23 protein-coding genes are annotated in these 23,452 nt (G+C 64.4%); 6 read left to right on the forward strand and 17 right to left on the reverse strand.

Annotation, left to right across the window (positions count from 1 at the left end):
• Positions 1-187: 187 nt before the first annotated feature.
• From fabA to fabI, 3 genes are read left to right on the forward strand one after another with little or no spacing between them, the layout of a single operon-like run.
• Positions 188-703: a 3-hydroxyacyl-[acyl-carrier-protein] dehydratase FabA gene (gene fabA, locus AC1RWL_RS13895; RefSeq protein ID WP_256117816.1), complete on the forward strand. Its 516-nt coding sequence runs from the start codon at positions 188-190 to the stop codon at positions 701-703.
• A 54-nt stretch (positions 704-757) separates the two neighbouring features.
• Complete coding sequence (gene fabB, locus AC1RWL_RS13900) at positions 758-1,981, forward strand: beta-ketoacyl-ACP synthase I (protein ID WP_256117817.1); 1,224 nt, start codon at positions 758-760, stop codon at positions 1,979-1,981.
• Positions 1,982-1,986: 5 nt separating this feature from the next.
• Positions 1,987-2,793: an enoyl-ACP reductase FabI gene (gene fabI / locus AC1RWL_RS13905; protein WP_493095021.1), complete on the forward strand. Its 807-nt coding sequence runs from the start codon at positions 1,987-1,989 to the stop codon at positions 2,791-2,793.
• Positions 2,794-2,838: 45 nt separating this feature from the next.
• Here the strand turns inward: fabI and AC1RWL_RS13910 are convergent, their stop codons facing one another.
• Both AC1RWL_RS13910 and AC1RWL_RS13915 read right to left on the reverse strand, forming a co-directional pair.
• Positions 2,839-3,066 (reverse strand): hypothetical protein, encoded by a 228-nt coding sequence (locus AC1RWL_RS13910; protein ID WP_256117823.1) that lies wholly within the window; start codon positions 3,064-3,066, stop codon positions 2,839-2,841.
• A gap of 66 nt (positions 3,067-3,132) precedes the next feature.
• On the reverse strand, positions 3,133-3,735 hold the full coding sequence (locus AC1RWL_RS13915) for a LysE family translocator (protein WP_493095023.1): 603 nt from the start codon (positions 3,733-3,735) through the stop codon (positions 3,133-3,135).
• 129 nt (positions 3,736-3,864) lie between these two features.
• Between AC1RWL_RS13915 and AC1RWL_RS13920 the strand changes: the two genes are divergently transcribed.
• Entirely contained in the window at positions 3,865-4,323 is a 459-nt protein-coding gene (locus tag AC1RWL_RS13920; RefSeq protein WP_493095024.1) for an Lrp/AsnC family transcriptional regulator, read from the forward strand.
• A gap of 9 nt (positions 4,324-4,332) precedes the next feature.
• Here the strand turns inward: AC1RWL_RS13920 and AC1RWL_RS13925 are convergent, their stop codons facing one another.
• The 11 genes from AC1RWL_RS13925 to rimP all read right to left on the reverse strand — a co-directional run bounded on the left by AC1RWL_RS13925 (position 4,333) and on the right by rimP (position 17,928).
• Positions 4,333-5,349 (reverse strand): class I SAM-dependent methyltransferase, encoded by a 1,017-nt coding sequence (locus tag AC1RWL_RS13925; RefSeq protein ID WP_493095025.1) that lies wholly within the window; start codon positions 5,347-5,349, stop codon positions 4,333-4,335.
• Between the two features lie 99 nt (positions 5,350-5,448).
• Positions 5,449-7,590: a polyribonucleotide nucleotidyltransferase gene (gene pnp / locus AC1RWL_RS13930; RefSeq protein WP_256117828.1), complete on the reverse strand. Its 2,142-nt coding sequence runs from the start codon at positions 7,588-7,590 to the stop codon at positions 5,449-5,451.
• A gap of 411 nt (positions 7,591-8,001) precedes the next feature.
• On the reverse strand, positions 8,002-8,271 hold the full coding sequence (rpsO, locus tag AC1RWL_RS13935) for a 30S ribosomal protein S15 (protein ID WP_230807809.1): 270 nt from the start codon (positions 8,269-8,271) through the stop codon (positions 8,002-8,004).
• Positions 8,272-8,424: 153 nt separating this feature from the next.
• Positions 8,425-8,754 (reverse strand): SH3 domain-containing protein, encoded by a 330-nt coding sequence (locus tag AC1RWL_RS13940; RefSeq protein ID WP_493095026.1) that lies wholly within the window; start codon positions 8,752-8,754, stop codon positions 8,425-8,427.
• 43 nt (positions 8,755-8,797) lie between these two features.
• Entirely contained in the window at positions 8,798-10,504 is a 1,707-nt protein-coding gene (locus AC1RWL_RS13945; RefSeq protein WP_439629935.1) for a sensor histidine kinase, read from the reverse strand.
• A gap of 171 nt (positions 10,505-10,675) precedes the next feature.
• Positions 10,676-11,611 (reverse strand): tRNA pseudouridine(55) synthase TruB, encoded by a 936-nt coding sequence (gene truB / locus AC1RWL_RS13950; RefSeq protein ID WP_435267520.1) that lies wholly within the window; start codon positions 11,609-11,611, stop codon positions 10,676-10,678.
• A gap of 12 nt (positions 11,612-11,623) precedes the next feature.
• Positions 11,624-12,031, reverse strand: a complete 408-nt coding sequence (gene rbfA / locus AC1RWL_RS13955) for a 30S ribosome-binding factor RbfA (protein ID WP_256117838.1) — start codon at positions 12,029-12,031, stop codon at positions 11,624-11,626.
• Between the two features lie 72 nt (positions 12,032-12,103).
• Positions 12,104-14,770, reverse strand: a complete 2,667-nt coding sequence (gene infB / locus AC1RWL_RS13960; RefSeq protein ID WP_256117839.1) for a translation initiation factor IF-2 — start codon at positions 14,768-14,770, stop codon at positions 12,104-12,106.
• 104 nt (positions 14,771-14,874) lie between these two features.
• Positions 14,875-15,531, reverse strand: coding sequence for an RNA-binding protein (locus tag AC1RWL_RS13965; protein ID WP_256117841.1), 657 nt, complete (start codon positions 15,529-15,531; stop codon positions 14,875-14,877).
• Positions 15,532-15,620: 89 nt separating this feature from the next.
• Positions 15,621-17,222 carry a transcription termination factor NusA gene (gene nusA / locus AC1RWL_RS13970; RefSeq protein ID WP_439614995.1) on the reverse strand — a complete coding sequence of 534 codons (1,602 nt, stop codon included), beginning with the start codon at positions 17,220-17,222 and terminating at the stop codon, positions 15,621-15,623.
• Between the two features lie 91 nt (positions 17,223-17,313).
• Positions 17,314-17,928 (reverse strand): ribosome maturation factor RimP, encoded by a 615-nt coding sequence (gene rimP / locus AC1RWL_RS13975; protein WP_256117843.1) that lies wholly within the window; start codon positions 17,926-17,928, stop codon positions 17,314-17,316.
• A gap of 236 nt (positions 17,929-18,164) precedes the next feature.
• On the opposite strand from rimP, the gene AC1RWL_RS13980 reads away from it, so the two are divergent.
• Positions 18,165-19,793 (forward strand): MFS transporter, encoded by a 1,629-nt coding sequence (locus AC1RWL_RS13980; protein ID WP_493095027.1) that lies wholly within the window; start codon positions 18,165-18,167, stop codon positions 19,791-19,793.
• Between the two features lie 3 nt (positions 19,794-19,796).
• Here the strand turns inward: AC1RWL_RS13980 and AC1RWL_RS13985 are convergent, their stop codons facing one another.
• Both AC1RWL_RS13985 and recR read right to left on the reverse strand, forming a co-directional pair.
• Entirely contained in the window at positions 19,797-21,062 is a 1,266-nt protein-coding gene (locus tag AC1RWL_RS13985) for a lytic murein transglycosylase (protein WP_493095028.1), read from the reverse strand.
• 136 nt (positions 21,063-21,198) lie between these two features.
• A complete protein-coding gene (recR, locus tag AC1RWL_RS13990) occupies positions 21,199-21,804 on the reverse strand; it encodes a recombination mediator RecR (RefSeq protein WP_439629928.1) in 606 nt (201 codons plus the stop codon).
• 55 nt (positions 21,805-21,859) lie between these two features.
• Here recR and AC1RWL_RS13995 point away from each other — a divergent pair, with 55 nt between their 5' ends.
• Complete coding sequence (locus AC1RWL_RS13995) at positions 21,860-22,471, forward strand: MOSC domain-containing protein (RefSeq protein ID WP_493095306.1); 612 nt, start codon at positions 21,860-21,862, stop codon at positions 22,469-22,471.
• Here AC1RWL_RS13995 and AC1RWL_RS14000 read toward each other — a convergent pair whose 3' ends face one another.
• Together AC1RWL_RS14000 and AC1RWL_RS14005 are read right to left on the reverse strand one after the other, a co-directional pair.
• Positions 22,472-23,083 (reverse strand): LysE family translocator, encoded by a 612-nt coding sequence (locus AC1RWL_RS14000; RefSeq protein WP_493095029.1) that lies wholly within the window; start codon positions 23,081-23,083, stop codon positions 22,472-22,474.
• A gap of 35 nt (positions 23,084-23,118) precedes the next feature.
• Complete coding sequence (locus AC1RWL_RS14005; RefSeq protein WP_256117849.1) at positions 23,119-23,442, reverse strand: YbaB/EbfC family nucleoid-associated protein; 324 nt, start codon at positions 23,440-23,442, stop codon at positions 23,119-23,121.
• Positions 23,443-23,452: the final 10 nt, after the last annotated feature.

A 23,452-nucleotide genomic window follows, 5' to 3' on the forward strand; every position in this document is an offset into this window, starting at 1 on the left:
TGCTTGCCTCGCCCGAATTTAGGCTGGCTGTCACCGCAAGCATCATGTATGCGGACTGCTGAATTAACGTATCGCCCGGCCAGGGCGCGACGATAAAAAGGGGTGGTCCGGGGTGCTTCAATTCGCGCCTTAGCTGCTCTAAATCTAAACGCAATAAGCGTCTACGCGACCGGGGATGAGACATTCGATGACGACCAGGCAATCCAGCTACAACTATGAGGAAATTCTGAGCTGCGGCCGCGGCGAGCTTTTCGGCCCCGGCAATGCCCAGCTTCCTCTGCCTCCCATGCTGATGGTCCATCGCATTACCGACATTTCCGAAACGGGCGGTGCCTTCGACAAGGGCTATATCCGCGCCGAATACGATGTGCGCCCCGACGACTGGTATTTCCCCTGCCACTTTCAGGGCAACCCGATCATGCCGGGCTGCCTCGGCCTCGACGGCATGTGGCAGCTCACCGGCTTCTTCCTCGGCTGGCTCGGCGAGCCCGGCCGCGGCATGGCGCTCTCCACCGGCGAAGTGAAATTCAAGGGCATGATCCGCCCGACCACGAAGCTCCTGGAATACGGCATCGATTTCAAGCGCGTCATGCGCGGCCGCCTCGTGCTCGGCACGGCCGACGGCTGGTTGAAGGCCGACGGCGAGACTATCTATCAGGCATCCGACCTGCGCGTCGGCCTGTCCAAGGACAAGGAAGCCTGAGGCGGCGGCCTACGCCGCCTTCACCACGAGACGTTCTAGATAAAGGTCAGAAACATGAGACGGGTTGTTGTCACGGGTCTGGGGATCGTATCCTCCATCGGGAACAATGCTGACGAAGTAACGGCGTCGCTGCGCGATGCGCGCTCCGGCATCAGCTTTTCCCAGGATTTCGCCGACCACGGCTTCAAGTGCCAGGTCTGGGGTGCGCCGAACATCGACACGGCCGACCTCGTGGATCGCCGCGCGGCCCGCTTCCTGTCGCAGGGCGGCTCCTGGAACCACGTCGCCATGAAGCAGGCGATCGCCGATTCCGGCCTGGAAGAAGCCGATTACGCCGCCAACGAGCGCGCCGGCATCATCATGGGTTCGGGCGGCCCCTCCACCCGCACGCTGATCGAGGCCGCCGAGATCACGCTGAAGAACAACTCGCCCAAGCGCATCGGCCCGTTCGCCGTGCCGAAGGCGATGTCGTCCACGGCATCCGCCACGCTTGCCACCTGGTTCAAGATCCACGGCGTCAACTATTCGATCTCCTCGGCCTGCTCGACCTCGGCGCACTGCATCGGCAATGCCGCGGAAATGATCCAGTGGGGCAAGCAGGACATCATGTTCGCCGGCGGCCACGAGGATCTCGACTGGACCATGTCGAACCTCTTCGATGCCATGGGCGCCATGTCCTCCAAGTACAATGACACGCCCGCCACCGCATCGCGCGCCTATGACGTCAGCCGCGACGGCTTCGTGATTGCCGGCGGCGCCGGCGTGCTGGTGCTGGAAGAATACGAGCGTGCCAAGGCCCGCGGCGCCAAGATCTATGCGGAAATCGTCGGCTACGGCGCGACCTCGGACGGTTACGACATGGTCGCTCCGTCGGGCGAAGGCGCGATCCGCTGCATGCGCCAGGCGCTTGCCACCGTGAAGGGCGACGTCGACTACATCAACACGCACGGCACCTCGACGCCCGTCGGCGATTCGAAGGAGATCGGCGCGATCCGTGAAGTCTTCGGCGACAAGATCCCGCACATCCAATCGACCAAGTCGCTGACCGGCCATTCGCTGGGTGCAGCCGGCGTGCAGGAATCGATCTACGGCCTCCTGATGATGCAGGCCGGCTTCATCGGCGAGAGCGCGCATATCACCGAGCTCGACCCGGAATTCGACGGCGTGCCGATTGTGCGCAAGCGCATCGACAATGCCAAGATCGACACCGTTCTTTCCAATTCCTTCGGCTTCGGCGGCACGAACGCCACGCTGGTCTTCCAGCGCCACAACGGATGACCAGCATGACGGGGATCATGAACGGCAAGCGCGGCCTCATCATGGGGGTCGCGAACAATCACTCCATCGCCTGGGGCATCGCCCAGAAGCTGGCCGGCCAGGGCGCGGAACTCGCCTTCACCTACCAGGGCGAAGCGCTCGGCAAGCGCGTGAAACCGCTTGCCGCCGAGCTCGGCTCGGACTTCGTCATCCCCTGCGACGTCGAGGACATCGCGTCGGTGGATTCCACGATCGATGCGATCAAGGAAAAGTGGGGCAAGCTCGATTTCGTCGTGCACGCCATCGGCTTTTCCGACAAGAACGAGCTGAAGGGCCTTTACGCCGACACCTCGCGCGACAATTTTTCGCGCACCATGGTCATCTCCTGCTTCTCCTTCACGGAAATCGCCAAGCGGGCGGCAGAACTGATGACGGAAGGCGGCTCGCTCCTAACGCTGACCTATGGCGGCTCGGTGCGCATCATGCCGAACTACAACGTCATGGGTGTCGCCAAGGCCGCGCTGGAAGCCTCGGTGCGCTATCTTGCCGGCGACTACGGCCCGCGCGGCATCCGCGTCAATGCGATCTCGGCCGGCCCGATCCGCACGCTCGCCGGTGCCGGCATTTCGGATGCACGCGCCATGCTCTCCTGGCAGCAGAAGAATGCGCCGCTGCGCCGCACCGTCACCATCGAGGATGTCGGCAATTCGGCGCTCTACCTGCTTTCCGATCTGTCGAGCGGCGTCACCGGCGAAATCCACTACGTGGATGCCGGCTACAACATCACCTCCATGCCGACGCTGGAGCGTCTGGCAAAGGCCGACAGCGAATAGGATTTGCGGCGCGAAGCAAAAGCCTCGCGCCGTCTTCCCCTGCCTTCAAAGCGCCATCAGCACGACGACGAGCAGGATGACCACGGCGAGCACGCCGAGGAACAGCACGCGCACGCGACTGTTCATTTCCGGCACTTTTCCCTCCGCGGCGCGCTTCAGGAAGGCGAGCGGCACTTCGGAGGTCGGTGTGTGCCCCTCCGCCTCCTTCACATCCTTGACGATGACTTCCGCCACATCTTCCGTGATCGGCGGTCTTGCAGGTCCAAAAGCCATTACGGATCTCCTGAACGGAACGGTTCCGTGATGGTGGACCTCTTTCATTGAAATGGCAATCGGTCGCTATTCCAGCACGACGGGCACAAGCGAGAGAACGAGCAGCAGCGCCATCGCGCGGTTGAACAGCCGGAGGCTGCGCTCGCGGGTGATGAACCGCGCAGCCCCGACGCCGACGACGGTCCACGCCACGGTGCTGACAAGGGTCGCGCCGCCGAAGATGACGGCGAAGGCGGCTGGCACCGTCAGGTCTCCGGCGATGCCGCTGCCATAGGTGACGACGGCGCCCGCCACCATCACCCAGAGCTTTGGATTGACGAGTTGCAGCAGCGCGCCCTCGACGACCGTGAACGGCCGCTGCCTACCGCTCTCCGCGGCGAAGCCGGCGGGCGCGGCGTTGGCGATGCGCCAGGCGAGCCAGAGAAGATAGGCGACACCCACCCATTTCAGCACCAGATGCACGCTCGGCTCCGAGACGATCGATCCGCCCGCCGCGGCAACGGCGAAGATGATGACGGCGACACCGATGCCCATCCCGATCGCCACCGGAAGCGTGCGGCGGAAGCCGTAATTCGCCCCGGAGGCCGTCACCATCGTGTTGTTCGGCCCCGGTGTGCCCGCCATGGCGAATGCAAAGCCCGATGCCGCCAGAACCCAAGCCCAATCCATGTCGCTCTCCTCGTCAAACCGGGCAAGCCTAGCCGACCCCATGCGCAACGGGGTTGCCAAGATGCCAAAGCTGGGGAAGAGTTTGGCATCAGCTGCCGTTAACCGGCTTGAACGTTTGTGAGGATTCCAATGCAGCTCGACGACATAGACCGCCGCATCCTGCGCGAATTGCAGCAGGATGGCCGGATGCAGAATATCGAGCTGGCAAGGCGCGTCGGCCTGTCGCCCTCGCCCTGCCTGCGCCGGGTCAAGCTGCTGGAAGAGGCGGGCGTGATCAGCCGCTATGTGGCGGTCGTCGACCAGGCGAAGGTGGGCTTGCAGCTTTCCATGTTTGCCCGCGTCTGGCTCACCGCGCAGGATGCCGAGACGATCGACCATTTCATCGCCGCGATGAAGCGGCTGCCCGAGGTGGTGGAGTGTTACATCATGCTCGGCGAGAGCGACGCGCTGTTGCGCGTCGTCGTGGCGGACCTTGCGGACTACCGCCGCTTCCAGGCGGCGAACCTCACCCGCAAGAACGGCATCCAGAACGTCAAGACGGACGTGCCGAGCGAGACGATCAAGCAGACCTTCGCGCTGCCGCTGTGAGCATTTAGACTAGCGCTTGCCCCATAGGACCTTGAAGCGGGCGTTGCGGCAGACCTCGCCGCTCTCCTTGAAGGCCTCCTTCAGCACCGGCTCATAGGGCAGGCCGCGGTTGGCGACCATCAGCAGGCGGCCGCCGACCTTGAGCGCCTTCGCCGCCGCCTGGGTCATGCCGGCGCCGAGCGCGTGGTCGGCCGCGTGGCCTTCATGGAAAGGCGGGTTCATGACGATGAGGTCGTAGTGGTCGCGCGGCGTCTCGGCCGTCAGGTCGAACCAGTAGTAGCGCGTCGGGATGTTCGGGCAGTTCTCCGCCATGTTCTCCTTGGCGGCTTCGAGCGCTTCGTAATGCGCCTCGAACAGGTCGATGCCCTTCACCTGCGGCGCGCGGCCGCCGAGCATGACGGAGAGATAGCCCCAGCCCGCGCCGAAATCGGCGGCATGGCCGTGGAAATCTTCCGGGATGCGGGTGGCGAGCAGTTCCGACCCGTCGTCGATCCGGTCATGCGAGAACATGCCCGGCGCTGCGGTAAAGCGGCCGACGATGCGCACCGGCTTGGCCGCGAGCTTGGCGATGGCGTCAGCCGGGTCTTCTGGACGGGCGAACCAGATGGCGAGGCCGTGGTATTTCGGCATGTAGTCGCCGGTCAGGCCGAGCTGGTCCAGCCGCTTGCGCATAGACTGGATGCCGTCTTCCTTGCCGCCGGCAACGACGATGATGCCGCCCGTGCGCACGCGGCGCAGCGCTTCCGCGATGCGGTTCTCGTTCTCGCCCTTGTGCTTGTTGATCAGGATCAGCGCGCCGTCATAGTCCTCGCCCTCGACCAGCGGCTTGACGGGCACGCGCACCGCCTCCAGGCCGCGATAGAGCGGGCGAAGCGGCTGGACCGCGTCGAGCATCGCCCCAAAGCCTTCCGGCGGCCGCTGGCCGGCCTCTGCGCCGAGGAACAGATAGCGCTCGTCCTCGCCGGGCATGGCAAGCGTGCCGGAGGCGAAAGGATGGAACAGGGTTTTCAGGGCTTCGCGGGTCATATGGGTGGGCTTTCGGACGGGCGGGAGAACAGATTGAGCATAAGTAAAAGGGGCGCGGAACGTGCCGCTCCGCGCCCCTTTCAAAGGTAGAGGGTACGATTATTCGGCGGCTTCGCCGTCGCCCTTCTTCTCGGCAGCGACTTCCTTGCCGGTCGCCTGGTCGACGACCTTCATGGAGAGGCGAACCTTGCCGCGCTCGTCGAAGCCCATCAGCTTGACCCAGACCTTGTCGCCTTCCTTGACGACGTCGGAGGTCTTGGCAACGCGCTCCTGGGCGAGCTGCGAGATGTGCACGAGGCCGTCGCGCGGGCCGAAGAAATTGACGAAGGCGCCGAAGTCGGCGGTCTTGACGACCGTGCCTTCGTAGATCTGGCCGACTTCCGGTTCCGCAACGATCGAGTGGATCCACTTGCGGGCCGCTTCGATCTCCTTGCCGGAGGACGATGCGATCTTGATCGTGCCGTCGTCTTCGATGTTGATCTTGGCGCCGGTCTTCTCGACGATTTCGCGGATGACCTTGCCGCCCGTGCCGATGACTTCACGGATCTTGTCGACCGGGATGTTCATGACTTCGATGCGCGGTGCGAATTCGCCGAGCTGCGAGCGGCCTTCGGAGATGGCATTGGCCATTTCGCCGAGGATGTGCTTGCGGCCGCCCTGCGCCTGGCTGAGCGCGACCTTCATGATCTCTTCGGTGATACCGGCGATCTTGATGTCCATCTGCAGCGAGGTGATGCCGTCGGCGGTGCCGGCGACCTTGAAGTCCATGTCGCCGAGGTGGTCTTCGTCACCGAGGATGTCGGAGAGAACGGCGAAACGGTCGCCTTCGAGGATCAGGCCCATGGCGATGCCGGCAACCGGCTTGGCCAGCGGAACGCCGGCGTCCATCAGCGCGAGCGAGGTGCCGCAAACCGTTGCCATCGAGGACGAGCCGTTCGACTCGGTGATCTCGGAAACGACGCGCAGCGTGTAGGGGAACTGTTCCGCCGTCGGCAGCATCGGGCGGATGGCGCGCCAGGCGAGCTTGCCGTGGCCGATTTCGCGGCGGCCCGGGGAGCCCATGCGGCCCGTTTCACCGACCGAGTAGGGCGGGAAGTTGTAGTGCAGCAGGAAACGTTCCTTGTACATGCCGGTCAGGCTGTCGACATACTGCTCGTCTTCGCCGGTGCCCAGCGTCGCAACGACGACAGCCTGGGTTTCACCGCGGGTGAAGAGGGCCGAACCGTGCGTGCGCGGCAGGATGCCGACTTCCGAGACGATGGCGCGAACGGTGTCGAGGTCGCGGCCGTCGATGCGGCTCTTGGTGTCGAGAATGTTCCAGCGAACGATCTTGGCCTGGAGGTGCTTGAAGACGGCGCCGATCACTTCGGCGGTGTACTTCGGCTCGACGCCTTCCGGGAAGAAGTGGGCCTTCACCTTCGCCTTGACGGCGTCGACGGCGGCGTAGCGGTCGGCCTTCTGGGTGATCTTGTAGGCAGCGCGCAGTTCGGTTTCGGCCAGGCCCAGCATTTCGGCTTCGAGCGCGGAATGATCTTCCGGGTTGAAGTCGCGGGGTTCCTTGGCAGCCACTTCAGCAAGCTTGATGATCGCGTCGATGACGGGCTGGAAGCCCTTGTGGCCGAACATGACGGCGCCGAGCATGACGTCTTCGTTCAGTTCCTTGGCTTCGGATTCGACCATCAGAACGGCGTCCTGCGTGCCGGCGACGACGAGGTCGAGAACGGACTCGTCCATCTCGTCGAGATGCGGGTTCAGGACGTATTCGCCGTTGATGTAGCCGACGCGCGCACCGCCGACCGGGCCCATGAAGGGAACGCCGGAGATCGTGAGCGCTGCGGAAGCGGCAACCATCGACAGGACGTCGGGATCGTTTTCGAGGTCATGCTGGACGACCGTGACGACGACCTGCGTGTCGTTCTTGTAGCCTTCCGGGAAGAGCGGGCGGATCGGGCGGTCGATCAGGCGGGAAACCAGCGTTTCCTTTTCCGACGGACGGCCTTCGCGCTTGAAGTAGCCACCCGGGATCTTGCCGGCGGCGTAGGTCTTTTCCTGGTAGTTGACGGTCAGCGGGAAGAAATCCTGGCCCGGCTTCGGCGCCTTGGCGGAAACGACGGTGGCGAGAACGACGGTTTCGCCATAGGTCGCGAGAACCGCGCCATCAGCCTGACGGGCGATCTTGCCGGTTTCCAGCTTGAGCGGACGGCCCGCCCATTCGATTTCAACCGTATGGGTATCGAACATGTCTTGTCCTTCTTGGCAGATACGCGCACCGCCGCCCGAAAAGGCGCAGGTGGTCTATCCGCTTTCATGACGCATCATGGGCAAGACAACGGGAGGCTTCCGGGTGTTGGCTCGCGAACTCTGCGGGCGAAGGCTCTTTGAGCCCGGCCGACGACAGGCGCGCGCCTGAAGCATCCTGCAATCCTGCCCCATGACAGGTCATCGGTTGGTTCCGCAGGACCGGCCCATCCGGCCTGCTGGAGAATTCCGTTTCACGAGGCGGTCGCAACCGGCACAGGCAAAACGGTGTGTCCTTATTTCGCAATCCCAAACGCAAAACCGCGGTCCGCGCTCTTGCTGGAATTGCTTTAGCGGAATTCTCTTCCGCGAAAGAAAGCGGCGGGCGCTCGTGAGAACGCCCGCCGAAAAGGCTTAGCGGCGAATGCCCAGGGCAGCAATCAGCTTGCTGTAACGGGCTTCGTCCTTCTTCTTGAGGTAATCAAGAAGCGAGCGACGGCTGGAAACCATGGTCAGAAGGCCACGACGGGAGTGGTTGTCCTTCTTGTGGTCCTTGAAATGGCCGGTCAGGTTGTTGATCCGCTCGGTCAGGATAGCAACCTGGACTTCCGGGGAACCGGTGTCGCCTTCGACAGTTGCATATTCCTTGATCAGCGCAGCCTTGCGCTCAGCAGTAATCGACATCGTATGTCCTTTCATGAATGGAGAACTTAGGACGCCAAAAGCCGGGATGTCGTCCAGCAATGGCCGTGAATGCAAGCGGAGCCTGGGCCCGCATTGCTGGCGGTGCCTATAAACCATTCCCTTATGAAAGGGAAGAGCCGTCGTTCGGGACGCCTAGCGCTGCTCGGCCGGTTGGCTCGGTCCCGCCTCGCGCGTTTCTCCCGGCTGCTTGCAGACGACATAGGCGCCGAAGATCCAGCCGAGCCGTTCGCCCTGCCGCGCGACGAAGAGCCAGTGTTTCTGGCCGATCTTTATCTCGTCGACCACCTCGACCACCGAGCCGTTCGCAAGCGTCGTCAGGATCGTGCCGTTCGGCGCCGTGCGCACGTTGAGCGGCGTGCCCGTGGGGTCGTCGACGTAACATTCGCCATAGGCGGCGAAGGCGGAAGGGGTGGAGGCGGCAAGGCATGCCAGGACGGCGAACACGCGCAAGAAGGACGTCATGAAATAGACCTGCAATGGATATGTCGGAAGAAAGCCGGCTTGCTCATGGCGCGGTGCCCTGCTGGTGGACGTCCTCATCGCGCAGCCGCGCCAGGGGGATCGTCACCCGCCATTCGATGCCGTCGTCATGCACGATAAAATCGAGCTTGGCATCGAGCGCCATGCCGAGCATGCGCTCCAGCACGACGCTGCCGAAACCCTTGCGGCTTGCGGCGATGGCATCCTTGTCGATCGTCGCCCGGCTTTCGCGCCAGACGAGATTGAGATCGTCGCCCGATGTCACCCAGCTCAGCGATACCACGCCCGTCTCATTGGCGAGCGCACCGTATTTCGTGGCATTGGTGGAAAGCTCGTGTAGCGCCATGCCAAGCGTCTGCGAGGCCTGCGGATCAAGCAGCACTGCGGGGCCGGCAATGCGCACGCGCGTCGTGTCGTCGGGCGTGAAGGGCTTCAGCTGGTTCTTGGCGAGTTCGGCGAGGTTCACGCCCTGGGTGGCATTGGCGATCATCAGGTCCGTCGAACGGGCGAGACCGGCGACGCGCTTGCGGAAGGTATCCGCAAAGTCAGCCGCATTGTCCGCACCCGCCGCCGACTGGTTCAGCATGGCCTGGATGACGGTCAGCTGGTTCTTCGAGCGGTGCGCCACCTCGCGCATCAGAAAGCGCACCTCGTTTTCCGATTTGACGCGCGCATCGGCCGCCTCGGCGAGCGCGCGCGACACCGTTTCCAGCTCGGAAATGGCATAGGGGCGCGGCGCGACCCGTTCGCCGTGGCCGAGCCGGCGCGCATCATGCGCAAGCAGCCGCACGTCACGCGACAGCACGCGGGCGATACCGACGGCGCTGGCGGCGGCGAGCGCTGCAAAGACCGCGCCGCCGATCGTCAGCCAGAGGAAGGAGGAGACGGCCGGCCCCTGCACATCCGAGGACTTTGCCCAGGCGATCATGCGCCAGCCGGCAAGCGAGGAGAACTCCGTGACAACCTGATACTCGGTGCCGCCCTGCCGCATGGTGCTGACGCCGAGGCGCAGCGACGGCACGACGCGCAGGAAGAAGGGCGTTCCGGTCTTCTGCTTGTCATCCGTCGAGACGATGACCGTGCCCTCGGAATCAAGCACCGCGGCATTCCAGCCGGGCGAGAGAATATCCGGATTGACCGCGCGCCGGAGCGACTCGGCATTTTTCGTCAGCGTCAACAGCACATGCTGGCCATTGGCAAGGCGCATCGGCTGGTAGACGTTGAACACCCATTGCTGCGCGGTCCTGCCGAAGAACAGGTCCGAGACGATGCGCTCGCCGCGTGCCAGCGCCAGGCCGGCGGAAACCGGCTCCGACGTCGTGTTCAGCACCGTGCCGTACGGCACGCGCGTGTTGAGCAACTGCCGCATCGTCTGGTCGATGACGAGGAAATAGATGTCCGTGCCTTCGAGCGCCTTGGTCGCCTGCCCATGCAGGGACGCGTAATCGCCCTTCTCCAGGCTGTCCGAGGTCGACAGGAAATTCAGCGTCGAGAACATGCCGGAAATCTCGCGCTCGACGGCGCGGTTCACGGCACCCGTCGAGGTGCGCAGCAGCGATTCGAAGATGCGTTCCTGCGCCTCGTTGGTGCGCTTCAGCACGACGATGGAGAAAAGGAAGGACGGAATGACGATGACGAGGATGAGGCAGACGAGGTAGAAGACGACCGGGTGGTGCATGCGCCGGCGGCTCTGAACAGGGCCTGCGCCCTCACCCGCGTCCTCATCGGACACCGTTCTGTCAGTCGGCGCAATCGTCAACGGCCAGCCCTTTCACCCTTCGCCCGCGACCGGGCGAGACGGCAATGCGCCGCCCTGCCCGCTTGTGAGCGAACCTCGCCGGCCATAAAGCCTGTAGCTTGTGGTGAAATCAAGTCGGCAGCGATTGGTTCCGCCGACCCTTTGTTAGCCGGCAAAGACCCGCTTGGGCCGGAATTCACCGCCGCCGATCTCACCGATCGCCACCAGTTTTCCGCGCGCCGTGGCATAGGCCTCGTCCGCCGAAACCGGCGCATCGCGGCCGCGCAGGATGATCGGATTACCCATGCGCAGCCGATGCGCCTGGTCGTCATTGATGACGATCTGCGGCAGGCTGGACAGCGCCTCGCCGGTGTCGATCAGGAAGGCGTCAAGCGCTGCCAGGCGCTCGGCCTCGTCCTCGATCTTCTCCAGCGCCGTAAGCTCGGCGAGCGGCACCATGTCGTCCTCACCGAATGGCGCGACGAAGCTGCGGCGCAGCCCGGAAATATGGCCATAACAGCCGAGCTGGCGGCCGAAATCGCGGGCGAGCGCGCGCACATAGGTGCCCTTGCCGCATTCGACCTCGAATTCCGCCGTGTTCTCGTCCGGGCAGCCGATCAGCGTCAGCCGGTGGATTTCCACCTCGCGCGAGGGGATTTCGACGACTTCGCCTTCTCGGGCGAGATCATAGGCGCGCTCGCCGTCGATCTTGATTGCAGAAAACTGCGGCGGGATCTGCTGGATGGTGCCGGTATATTCGCCGAGGATCGCCTTGATCTCATCGGCGGTCGGGCGCTTGTCGGCGCTCTGCGTCACCGTGCCTTCGAGGTCGTCCGTGCTGCGCTCCTCGCCCCAGGTGACGGTGAATTCGTAGATCTTGCGGCCATCCATGACGTAGGGCACGGTCTTGGTGGCGTCGCCCAGCGCGATCGGCAGCATGCCGGAGGCGAGCGGATCGAGCGTGCCGGCATGGCCGGCCTTCTGCGCCTTGAACAGCCACTTTATCTTGGCGACGGCCTCGGTCGAGCCGAAATCGAACGGCTTGTCGAGGATAAGCCAGCCGGAAATCGGCCGGCCCTTGGGCTTGCGGGGCTTGGACATCTTATTCCTAGGTTATTTGTCGCCGTCGTCGTCGGCGGCAAGATCGCGGGCGACTTCCGGCGAACGCAGGATTTCGTCGATCTTCTTGTAATTGTCGAAGCTCGTATCGTCGCGGAAGCGCACGTCGGGCATGTACTTCATCTGGCGAAGCTGGGAGCCCATACGGCCGCGGATGAACTTTGCGTTCCGGTTGAGCGCCTCGATCACCGTGTCGTGGTCCTTGACGCCGAGCGGCGTCACGAAGGCCGTGGCGTGCTTGAGGTCGGGCGACATGCGCACCTCCGAGATGGAGATCACCGTCGTCTCGATCAGCGGATCGCGCACTTCGCCGCGCTGAAGCACCTGGGTGATCGCCGCGCGCACCTGCTCGCCCACGCGCAGCATGCGTTGCGAGGGCGCTGAGGATGTTGCTCTTACCATGGTCGTCACCTTTAAAAAAATGCGAGCGCCGAAACGATCCGGCGCTCGCATGATGTTTGGATCGCCGGACGCTTAGAGCGTGCGCGTGATGTGCTCCACGCGGAAGCACTCGATCGTGTCGCCGGCGCGGATGTCTTCGTAGTTCTCGAAGGCCATGCCGCATTCCTGGCCCATCGGCACTTCGGCGACTTCGTCCTTGAAGCGCTTGAGCGTCTTGAGCTTGCCTTCGTGGATGACGACGTTGTCGCGTACGAGACGCACGCCGGCACCACGCTCGACCTTGCCTTCGATGACGCGGCAACCCGCGACCTTGCCGACCTTCGTGATGTTGAACACCTCGAGGATCTCGGCATTGCCGAGGAAGGTTTCGCGCCGTTCCGGCGAGAGCAGGCCCGACATGGCCGCCTTCACGTCATCCACCAGATCGTAGATGATGTTGTAGTAGCGGATTTCGAGACCGGCACGCTCGGCCGCGGTGCGGGCCTGTGCGTTGGCACGGACGTTGAAGCCGATGATGGCCGCATTCGACGCCTCGGCAAGCGAGATGTCGGATTCAGTGATGCCGCCGGCGCCCGAATGCACGATGCGGGCACGGACTTCGTCGGTGCCGAGCTTGTCGAGAGCGCCGGCAATGGCTTCGATCGAGCCCTGCACGTCGCCCTTGATGACCAGCGGGAACTCCTTGAGACCCGTGGACTGGAGCTGGCTCATCATCTGCTCGAGCGAGCCGCGCGAACCGGCCTGGCGGGCAACCTGCTTCTCGCGGGCGAGACGCAAACGGTATTCCGAGATTTCGCGGGCACGGCTTTCGTTTTCGACGACGGCGAAGCGGTCGCCGGCAGCCGGCGTGCCGGAGAGACCCAGCACCTCGACGGGCATCGAAGGCCCTGCCGACTTGACGTGTTCACCCTTGTCGTTGACGAGCGCGCGCACACGGCCCCACTGGTCGCCGGCCACGATGATCTGGCCGGGCGTCAGCGTGCCCTTCTGCACAAGAACCGTCGCGACGGCACCGCGGCCGCGGTCGAGTTCGGCTTCGACGACGACGCCCTCGGCGGTACGGTTGACGTTCGCCTTGAGGTCGAGGATTTCGGCCTGCAGCAGCACGGCTTCGAGCAGCTTGTCGAGGTTCAGGCCGTTCTTGGCCGAGACTTCGACGTCGAGCGTTTCACCGCCCATCGATTCGACGAAGACCTCGTGCTGAAGGAGCTGGTTGCGCACCTTCTGCGGGTCGGCTTCGTGCTTGTCGATCTTGTTGATCGCCACGATGATCGGAACACCGGCCGCCTTGGCATGATTGATGGACTCGATCGTCTGCGGCATCACGCTGTCGTCGGCCGCGACCACGAGGATCGCAATGTCCGTCGCCTGCGCACCACGGGCACGCATCGCGGTGAACGCGGCGTGGCCGGGGGTGTCGATGAAGGTTATCTTGTGGCCGTTGTGCTCGACCTGGTAGGCGCCGATATGCTGCGTGATGCCGCCGGCTTCGCCGGAGACGACGCTCGTCTTGCGGATAGCGTCGAGCAGCGAGGTCTTGCCGTGGTCGACGTGACCCATGATGGTCACGATCGGCGGACGGGCTTCCAGATCGCCGTCGTCGTCGGATACATTGAAGATGCCTTCTTCGACGTCGGATTCCGAAACGCGCTTGACGGTGTGGCCGAATTCGCCGGCGATGATTTCAGCCAGGTCGGCGTCGATCAGATCGCCGGGCTTCATCATCTGCCCTTCCTTCATCAGGTACTTGATGACGTCGACGGCGCGTTCGGACATGCGCTGCGACAGTTCCTGGATGGTGATGGTTTCCGGCAGGATGACTTCGCGCATGACCTTTTCGCGGGTCTCCTGCATCTGGCTGCGCTTGAACTTCTCCTGGCGACGGCGCATGGCCGAAAGCGAACGGCCACGCTGCGTGGCGTCCTCGTCGGTCGAAGCGGTCGTCAGCGTCAGCTTGCCCTGGCGGCGGCCATCATCGGCCTTCGGACGTGCCGGGACCTTGGCAGGCTCCGGACGCGTGACCTTGCCACGGTTGACCGGGGCACCGCCGCGCGGGCGTGCTGCCTCTTCCTCTTCCGTCTCGCGACGGCCACGGCCGGGAACGGCTGCAGGCGTGACGGCCGGAGTGGTGCGGGTCGGCTGCGGGCGGCTGTCGGCGCCTGCGGGCGCCGTAACGGCGGGCTTTGCGACCACGACCGGCTCGGCGGCAACTTCGGCCACGGCCGGGGCCGGCGAAGCGGCCTCGATGGCGCGGCGCTCGGCCTCTTCCTTCTCCAGGCGCAGACGCTCTTCTTCGGCGGCCTTCTGGCGCGCTTCCTCTTCCACCTTGCGGCGGGCCTCGTCCTCGGCGCGCTGGCGCGCTTCGGCGGCGTCGCGGATCTGCGCTTCTGCAAGCGCGCGACGACGGGCCTCGACTTCATCGGGGGAAAGCTGGTTCAGCACGACGCCGCCGCGCGGACGGCTATGTTCCACCTGGGGGGTCTGGCGCTGCACCGGGCGCGGCTGCTGCGGCTGCGGCGCGGGCTGGCGCTGCTGCACCGGTGCAACAGGTGCTGCTACCGTGCGTTCGTCTCCCGGGCGGCTGAAGTGGCGCTTCGTGCGGGTCTCGACCACGACGGCCTTCGTCCGGCCACGACCCATGTCCTGGCGAACGGTTCCCTGCTGAACCCCCGAGGGCTTCAGGCTCAGGGTCTTCTTGCCAGCCACACTGATCGTCTTGTCGTCTTCGTTGTCGGTCATTCCGTTCCGTTCCTAAGATCAGAGCCGGATGCGTATCACCAGACTCCGTCGTTCAATTGTGTTCGTCCAATGCGATTTCGGCCGGCCGAATGCCGGTAACCGCGTCATCGGTTGGTATGGCCAGCGCCACCTTTTGCCATCATTTGGCTGTCGCCCCGGTACTTTTCGAGCATGATTGCGCGCTTCACTACACCCTCACCCGCCTGCCCTGCAAGCGCTGCGGCGTGGATAAAAGCATTCTGGCCCAAAAGGCCCTCCAATTCACTCTCCGAGAAGAGCTTGAAGGACGGTATTTCCGTCTCGTCATCGCGCAGGAAGCTTGCCGCCTTGCGCGCCTGGTCAATTTTCCGGACGCCATCGGCGGCGGCATCCGTCGCGTGGAAGACCGCAAGTGCCGCCAATGCACGCACCGCCTGGTCGACCTTCGAGGAACCCGTGATGAACTGGGCCGCCTTGCGCGCCATGTTCATCATGCCGCCAAGCTGGCCCGCCAGAAGACGGTCCACTTCGGCGCCGAGTTCCGCATCCGCCCTGGCTTCCGCCTTCAGCGCCCGCGAAAAAAGCTTCTTGGCGACCGCCTTGTCGACGATCGCCCGTTCGGCCTTCACCCAGCATCCACGTCCGGGGAGCTGACGCTTCAGGTCCGGAACGACATTTCCGTCCGGGCCGGCGACGAAGCGGATCAGATCATCCGCCTCACCCTTTTCGCGCGTCACGATGCACATGCGGTCGTTCACGCCGTCGTCGTCCTTCTTACCCATATAGGTCCTCGCAATTCCGTTCGCAAAACCGTTCATACACTTTTGCTGGAATGCTCGGCCAACGGCGTCTCCAGCGCGCGGGACGCCGATCAGGCGTCCTGCTCGCCGCCTTCGACAACCGGTTCTTCTTCGGTAGCCAGGTCCTCTTCCGTGATCCAGCCAACCGCGAGGCGGGCCTGAACGACCATGGCTTCGGCTTCGGCGCGCGAGACTTCGAGCTTCGAGAACAGGCCCTCGAACTTCTTCGTCTCGCCGTCCTTGCGCTCCGACCAGCCGACGAGATCGTCAGCCGCGCAGCCCGCAAAGTCTTCCATCGTCTTGATGCCGTCCTCGCCGAGCGCGACGAGCATCTGGCCCGTCATGCCGTCGATCTGGCGCAGGTCGTCGGCAACGCCGAGTTCCTTGCGCTTGGCGTCCATCTCGGCCTCGATGCGGTCGAGATATTCGCGGGCACGCGTCTGGATTTCCTGGGCCGTGTCTTCGTCGAAACCGTCGATCGAGGCAATTTCGTCGAGATCGACATAGGCCAGTTCCTCGACGGCGGCAAAGCCTTCGGAGGCCAGAACCTGGCCGACCATCTCGTCGACGTCGAGCGAATCCATGAACAGGTTGGTGCGCTCGTTGAATTCCTTCTGGCGGCGCTCGGACTCCTCGGCTTCCGTCAGGATGTCGATATCCCAGCCGGTGAGCTGCGAGGCGAGGCGCACGTTCTGGCCGCGACGGCCGATGGCGAGCGAAAGCTGCTCGTCCGGCACGACCACTTCGATGCGCTCCGCATCCTCATCCAGAACGACCTTGGCGACTTCCGCCGGCTGAAGGGCGTTGACGATGAAGGACGCCGGATCCTGGCTCCACGGAATGATGTCGATCTTCTCGCCCTGAAGCTCGCCGACGACCGCCTGAACGCGCGAACCGCGCATACCGACGCAGGCGCCGACCGGATCGATCGAACTATCGTTCGAGATGACGGCGATCTTGGCGCGCGAACCCGGATCACGGGCGACGGACTTGATCTGGATGATGCCGTCGTAGATTTCCGGCACTTCCATGGTGAAGAGCTTCACCATGAACTGCGGATGGGTACGCGACAGGAAGATCTGCGGACCGCGCTGCTCGCGGCGCACGTCGTAGACGAAGGCGCGAACGCGGTCGCCGTAGCGCATGTTTTCGCGCGGAATCATCTCGTCGCGGCGGATGATGCCTTCGCCACGGCCGAGATCGACGATGACGTTGCCGTATTCGACGCGCTTGACCGTGCCGTTGACGATCTCGCCGATGCGATCCTTGTATTCGTCGAACTGGCGGTCACGCTCGGCTTCGCGCACCTTCTGCACGATGACCTGCTTGGCCGACTGGGCGGCGATGCGGCCGAAATCCATCGGCGGCAGCGGATCGGCGATGAAGTCGCCGAGCTTGGCGTCCGGGTTGCGGTCGCGGGCAAGCTCCAGCGGGATCTGCGTCGAATAATCCTCGGCCTTCTCGACGACTTCCAGCAGGCGCTGGAGGCGGATTTCGCCGGTCTTGGAATTGATGTCGGCGCGGATGTTCGATTCCGTGCCGTAACGCGAGCGGGCTGCCTTCTGGATGGCGTCGGCCATCGCGGCAAGCACGATCTCGCGGTCGATGACCTTTTCACGGGCCACGGCATCCGCGATCTGCAGAAGCTCAAGCCGGTTCGCACTGACTGCCATTGTCTCAGGTCTCCATGATCAAGCCGGGGCGAAGCCTCCGGTTCCGTCCTCTCCGTTTCGCCCGCGTCGGGGGCAAAACGCACTCACATAGTCATTCGTCGTCTTCGACTTCGTCGTTCTGGTTCGCGGCCTGCGCGGCCTTCGCCTTCTTGTCGGCGGTCAGCGCGTCGCGGATCAGGTCGTCGGTCAGGATCAGCTTACCCTCGGCAAGCGCCGTGAAGGGGATGACGACCGAGGGCTCCTCGCCATAGGCGGGCTGGTCCCGCTCCAGCGTAAAACCGTTTTCGTCGGCGGCGACGATCTTGCCGCGGAAGCGCTTGCGGCTGTCGACGAGGATCGACGTCTCGCACTTCACCAAATGGCCGAGCCAGCGCGTGAAATCCGACTTGCGGACCATCGGCCGGTCGATGCCGGGCGACGACACTTCGAGATGATACGCCTTGTCGATCGGATCCTCAACGTCGAGCACCGGCGAGACGGCCATCGAGACCTTTTCGCAGTCCTCGACGGTCATGGTGCCGTCCGGCCGCTCGGCCATGATCTGCAGGGTCGCGCCGTTCTGTGCCGAAAGGCGAACGCGCACCAGCCGGTAGCCGATCTGCTCGATGCTCGGCTCGATGATCTCGGCGACGCGCCGGTCGAGACCGGTCTCGACGATCAGGCGCGGCTCGACGGCCGCATTTTCTGTCTGGGTCGTGTCGTTCATGACATGCCCTCCCGGGATAGTCGTTATCATGCGCTCGATCGGGGCAATAAAAAAGAGCGGGTCCTCGCGGGCCCACTCTTCATCTGACGATCAAGAATTTGACGGTGATATAGACGCTCTCGCCCGCAATTGCAAGTTCGGCTTCCGAGGTCGGTTTTTCGCCCGGCTTCGACTTGCCGCATTCCCCCGATGGGCTAGATTGCTCGTAACGCTGCGTCGAGAATGAGTGCCTGCCCGTGCCAGACCGGACATCCCCCCTTGCCCCCTTCCGGAACGAAACCTTTCGGCTGATCTGGGCGGCAAGCCTGGTCTCCAACTTCGGGGGGCTCATCCAGGCCGTCGGTGCGGCGTGGATGATGGCCTCGATCTCGTCTTCCGCCAACATGGTCGCACTGGTGCAGGCTTCGACCTCGCTGCCGATCATGCTTTTCTCCGTCGCCGCCGGCGCGCTCGCCGACAATTTCGACCGGCGTAAGCTGATGCTGACCGCCCAGTGTTTCATGCTGACCGTGGCGATCGCGCTGACGCTCTGTACCTGGTACGGCGTCATCACGCCCTGGCTTCTGCTTACCTTCACCTTCCTGCTCGGCTGCGGCACGGCGCTGAACAACCCCGCCTGGCAGGCCTCCGTCGGCGACATGGTGCCGCGCGAGGACCTGCCCGCCGCAGTCTCGCTCAACAGCATGGGCTTCAACCTCACCCGCAGCGTCGGCCCCGCCATCGGCGGCGCGATCGTCGCAGCGGCCGGAGCAGCCGCCGCCTTTGCGGCGAATGTGCTGAGCTACTTCGCCCTGCTCTTCGTGCTCTTTCGCTGGAAGCCGGCCATTCCGCCGCGCACCCTGCCGCGCGAGGATTTCATCCGCGCCATCTCGGCCGGCCTGCGCTATGTCTCGATGTCGCCGAACATCGGCAAGGTGCTCCTGCGCGGCTTTGCCTTCGGCCTCGCGACCAGCTCCATCCTCTCGCTGCTGCCGCTGATTGCGCGCGACCTCGTCTCCGGCGGGCCGCTGACCTACGGCGTGCTGCTCGGCTGTTTCGGGCTCGGCGCCATCGGCGGTGCGCTGATGAATGCGCGGCTGCGCGAACGCTTCACCAGCGAGACCATCGCCCGCCTCGCCTTCACCGGCTTTGCCGTCAGCGCGAGCGTTTCCGCCATCAGCACCACCGCTCTCCTGACCGGCGCCGTGCTGCTGGTTGCCGGTGGCTCCTGGGTCATGGCGCTCTCGCTGTTCAACACGACCGTGCAGCTTTCGACGCCGCGCTGGGTGGTGGCCCGGGCGCTCTCGCTCTACCAGACGACGACCTTCGGCGGCATTGCAGCGGGAAGCTGGATCTGGGGTACGACGGCGGACACGCACGGGGCGCAGACCGCGCTGCTGGCCTCCGCTGTGGTGATGATCGCCGGTGCGGCGCTTGGCCTGCGTTTCGCGCTGCCGGAATTGCAAAGCCTCAATGTCGACCCGCTCAACCGCTTCAGCGAGCCGGACCTGCCGCTAGACCTGAAGCCGAGAAGCGGTCCGATCGTCATCCTGATCGACTACGAGATTGCTGAAGGCGACATTCCGGACTTCCTGGAGGCGATGACCGAGCGGCGGCGCATCCGCATCCGCGACGGCGCCGGGCAATGGGCGCTAATGCGAGATCTCGAAAACCCGACCGTCTGGACCGAGACCTACCATGTGCCGACCTGGGTGGAATATGTGCGCCACAACCAGCGCCGCACCCATGCGGATGCCGCCAACGGCGAGAAGCTGAACCAGCTGCACAGCGGCGCCGAGCCACCCCGCGTCCACCGCATGATCGAGCGACAGACGATCATCCCGCACGAATACGAGCGGTTCAAGCAGCAGGTCGAAATTCACTAGCTCCTAGCGGAGTTTCGTCTTCAGCGAGGCATCCGGATAACAGGTCGGCGTGAGGCCGGCCTTGGCCTGCCAGTCACCGAGCGAGCGGCGCGTCTTGTAGCCCGGCAGGCCATCGACCTTGCCGACGTCGTAGCCCTTGGCGACCAGCGCCTTCTGCATGGCCAGCACATCCGAGCGCAACATCTTGCCGACATCGCCCCATTCGCCGCGGAACGGACCGCTGCCATAGGCGATGCGATCGGCGAGATTGCCGATGAAGAGGGCGTAGAGGTCGGAGTTGTTGTATTCCTTGAGCACATAGAAATTCGGCGTGACGATGAATTCCGGCCCATGCGTGCCGGCCGGAACCAGCATCATGCCGGAGGCCTTCGCCTCGCCGGAGGAAAAGCCCTTGCCGGAAATGCGCGTGATGCCGGTCGATGCCCAGGCCGAGATCGGTTTTTCGAGATCCGGCCCCTCCTGCGCGCAGGAGACGCCCGCCGGAATCGTGACCTCGTAGCCCCAGCCGCGACCGGCCTGCCAGCCCTTCTTGGCGAGGTAGTTGGCGATCGACGCCAGGCTGTCCGGCACCGAGCCCCAGATGTCGCGCACGCCATCGCCATCGAAATCGACGGCATATTGCAGGAAGCTCGTCGGCATGAACTGCGGCTGGCCGAGTGCGCCGGCCCAGGAGCCCTTCAACTGCGCCACCGTCCGGTCGCCGCCATCGACGATGTGGAGGGCTGCGATGAGCTCCTTGCGGAACATGTCCTTGCGCGTCGACATGAAGGCCTTGGTTGCGAGCACCTCCACCGCCGAATAGGGGATTTTCGCGCTGCCGAAGCCGGATTCGCGACCCCAGATCGCGACGACGATCTCGCCCGGAACGCCGAAGCGCTGCTCGACCTTGCGGAGCGTCGCGGCATGGGTTTTCGCAAGGCTGCTGCCCCGCCCCGCCAGCCCTTGCAGGCGCTTTTCGGAGAAATAGGCGCCGGGCGAGGAGAATTCCGCCTGGCTCTGCGACTGTTCCTTCTTGGGCTTCGAGCCCGGCGGCACGAGATCGGGCAGGTCCCAATTGAGCGTCACGCCCTCCATCGCAGCGCGAAAGGTCTTTTCGCTGACCCCGGTTTTTTGCGCGGCCGGCCAGAGGTCCTTGTCGATCCAGGCCCGGAACATCGTCTCGACTTCGCCCTTGGAGGCGGCGTAGGCGGGAAGGGCAGCGGCGAAGAGCGCCAGTGCAAGTATGGGTGCGAAGCGGGCGCGAATACCCCCCTCTGCCCTGCCGGGCATCTCCCCCTCAAGGGGGGAGATCGAATCGTGGCACCGCCTTGCCCCCAGCCGATCTCCCCCCTTGAGGGGGAGATGCCCGGCAGGGCAGAGGGGGGTGAGCCGCAGGAGCCAACCTATCATAATCGAAACCCTTCCCTCAGATCGCCGTGCGGGCGCGCAAAGCGGCCGTCAATGTTCCTTCGTCGAGATAATCGAGCTCGCCGCCGACCGGCACGCCGTGGGCGAGCCGTGTGATCTTCACGTCGAGGCCGGAGAGCTGGTCGGTGATATAGTGGGCGGTCGTCTGGCCCTCGACGGTGGCGTTGACCGCGATGATGAGTTCGCGCACGCCGCCCTTTGCCACACGGTCGACGAGGCCGCGGATGTTAAGGTCGTCGGGGCCGATGCCGTCGAGCGGCGAGAGCGTGCCGCCGAGCACATGGTAGGCAGCGTTCATCGCCGCGGCGCGCTCCAGCGCCCAGAGATCGGAGACGTCCTCGACGACGATGATGACCGTGTGGTCGCGGCGCACGTCCGTGCAGACGGTGCAGGGATCGCTGGTATCGACATTGCCGCAGCACGAGCAGATGCGCACCTTGCGATGCGCCTCGCCCATCGCGTCGGCGAGCGGCCCAAGCAACTGGTCCTTCTTCTTGACGAGATGCAGCGCGGCGCGGCGCGCCGAACGCGGCCCGAGGCCCGGCACTTTCGCCAGGAGCTGGATCAGTTTTTCGATTTCGGGGCCGGTGACTCGTTTTGCCATTGCCGGTATCTAGCCCATATCCAGGGGAAACGGAATCTCGGGAGTTCGACGCGTGATCAAAATCCTCGCCGTGTGCACGGGCGTCGCCCGCCCGGTCCCTGGCAAAAGCTACAAGACCGGCATTTTCAAGACGCCGACCGATGCGGCTATCATGGTGGACCGCGAAGGCCTGCTCGGCGATGCGATCTGCAACAGGAAGCACCATGGCGGGCCGGAACAGGCGGTCTACGGCCTCGGTTCGATCGATCTCGACTGGTGGTCGAAGGAACTCGGCCGGACGATCGAGCCCGGAACCTTCGGCGAAAACCTCGTCATCGAAGGCGTCGACAGCCGCGCGGTCTCCGTCGGCGACCGGTTCGAGACGGAGAGCGTGCTGATGGAGGTGACCTCCACGCGCATTCCCTGCAACACGCTGACCGCGCGCATGGGCGATCCGGGTTTTGCCAAGCGCTTCATGCAGGCCGGTCGGCCGGGCTTTTATTGCCGCGTGCTGCGCGACGGCGTGGTTCAGGTGGGCGACGCGGTGACCTACACGCCGTTCGACGGCGAGCCGGTCTCGATGCCGGAGCTTCTGCGCACCTATGGCCGGAACCTGCCGGAGGACGACCGGCTGCGCTACCTCGCGGCCCCCATCAACGACAAGCTGCGCGCCGCGCTGACCGGCTGATCAGCGGGCGGCAATTGCCGCCGCCGCACCCGCCATCGTCCCGGCGCTGACGCGGTTGGCGATGCGCACGGCGCGCGGGCTCTTGAGGAAGAGCCGGGCGCGGGAGGCAAGGAACACCCAGGCAAGGTCGATTGCCACCAGCACGACGAACATCGTCACGACCAGTTCCAACCAGCCGACCAGCGTGACGGCGCCGAGATCGATGATCGCCGGCAGCAGCGCCACGTAGAACATCATGATCTTCGGATTGCCGAGCGTCACCGTCAGCCCGGCGAAGAACAGTTTCAGGCCGGAACGCGCCTCGGGAAGTGCCGCTTCGTCCGCATCGGTCGGGGCTAACCACATTTTCCAGGCGAGGTAGAGCAGGTAGGCGACGCCAAACCATTTGATGGCGACGAAGGCGGCGTGGAAGGTCTCGGCAATCGCGGCGAGGCCGAGCACGGCGCAGGTGAGCCAGATGCCCTCGCCGATCCACATGGCGGCGAGGAAGGGAAAGACGTCCCTGGCGCCACGCGACAGAACACGGGCAACCAGCGCCGCGATGCTCGGACCGGGCGAGCCCGCCGCCATCATCAGCGCGCCGGCAAAGACAAGCAGGGTCATCAGGCTCATCGAAAATCCTCCTCGAAAAACCCGACCTTATAGAATCAGAACGGCAGTTTGAAGCCGGGCGGGATCGGCAGGCCGGCGGTCAGCGCCTTGGTCTTCTCGGCGGTCAGCGCCTCGGCCTTGTCCTTGGCGTCCTTGTGGGCGGCGACGATCAGGTCTTCGAGGATCTCGACGTCGTCTTCCTTGAAGAGCGACGGATCGACCTTCAGGCCCTTGAGGTTGCCCTTGCCGTCGAGCGTGACCGAGACGAGGCCGCCGCCGGAGGTGCCGGCGACTTCGAGCGCCGCGATCTCCTCCTGCATCTTCTCCATCTTGGCCTGCATTTCCTTGACCTTGCCCATCATGCCCATGATGTCGCGCATCGGTCTCTCC

Source organism: Shinella sp. GW821-FHT10F02 (assembly GCF_058809275.1).

Coding starts and splice junctions, on each gene's coding strand:
- fabB (WP_256117817.1), top strand. CDS start 758: ATGAGACGGGTTGTTGTCACGGGTCTGGGGATCGTATCCTCCATCGGG.
- AC1RWL_RS14000 (WP_493095029.1), bottom strand. CDS start 23,083: ATGAGCCTGATGACCCTGCTTGTCTTTGCCGGCGCGCTGATGATGGCG.
- infB (WP_256117839.1), bottom strand. CDS start 14,770: ATGACCGACAACGAAGACGACAAGACGATCAGTGTGGCTGGCAAGAAG.
- recR (WP_439629928.1), bottom strand. CDS start 21,804: ATGGCAAAACGAGTCACCGGCCCCGAAATCGAAAAACTGATCCAGCTC.
- fabA (WP_256117816.1), top strand. CDS start 188: ATGACGACCAGGCAATCCAGCTACAACTATGAGGAAATTCTGAGCTGC.
- nusA (WP_439614995.1), bottom strand. CDS start 17,222: ATGGCAGTCAGTGCGAACCGGCTTGAGCTTCTGCAGATCGCGGATGCC.
- truB (WP_435267520.1), bottom strand. CDS start 11,611: ATGTCCAAGCCCCGCAAGCCCAAGGGCCGGCCGATTTCCGGCTGGCTT.
- AC1RWL_RS13965 (WP_256117841.1), bottom strand. CDS start 15,531: ATGGGTAAGAAGGACGACGACGGCGTGAACGACCGCATGTGCATCGTG.
- rimP (WP_256117843.1), bottom strand. CDS start 17,928: ATGAACGACACGACCCAGACAGAAAATGCGGCCGTCGAGCCGCGCCTG.
- rpsO (WP_230807809.1), bottom strand. CDS start 8,271: ATGTCGATTACTGCTGAGCGCAAGGCTGCGCTGATCAAGGAATATGCA.
- rbfA (WP_256117838.1), bottom strand. CDS start 12,031: ATGGTAAGAGCAACATCCTCAGCGCCCTCGCAACGCATGCTGCGCGTG.
- AC1RWL_RS13920 (WP_493095024.1), top strand. CDS start 3,865: ATGCAGCTCGACGACATAGACCGCCGCATCCTGCGCGAATTGCAGCAG.
- fabI (WP_493095021.1), top strand. CDS start 1,987: ATGACGGGGATCATGAACGGCAAGCGCGGCCTCATCATGGGGGTCGCG.
- pnp (WP_256117828.1), bottom strand. CDS start 7,590: ATGTTCGATACCCATACGGTTGAAATCGAATGGGCGGGCCGTCCGCTC.
- AC1RWL_RS13925 (WP_493095025.1), bottom strand. CDS start 5,349: ATGACCCGCGAAGCCCTGAAAACCCTGTTCCATCCTTTCGCCTCCGGC.
- AC1RWL_RS13940 (WP_493095026.1), bottom strand. CDS start 8,754: ATGACGTCCTTCTTGCGCGTGTTCGCCGTCCTGGCATGCCTTGCCGCC.
- AC1RWL_RS13915 (WP_493095023.1), bottom strand. CDS start 3,735: ATGGATTGGGCTTGGGTTCTGGCGGCATCGGGCTTTGCATTCGCCATG.
- AC1RWL_RS13910 (WP_256117823.1), bottom strand. CDS start 3,066: ATGGCTTTTGGACCTGCAAGACCGCCGATCACGGAAGATGTGGCGGAA.
- AC1RWL_RS13985 (WP_493095028.1), bottom strand. CDS start 21,062: ATGCCCGGCAGGGCAGAGGGGGGTATTCGCGCCCGCTTCGCACCCATA.
- AC1RWL_RS14005 (WP_256117849.1), bottom strand. CDS start 23,442: ATGCGCGACATCATGGGCATGATGGGCAAGGTCAAGGAAATGCAGGCC.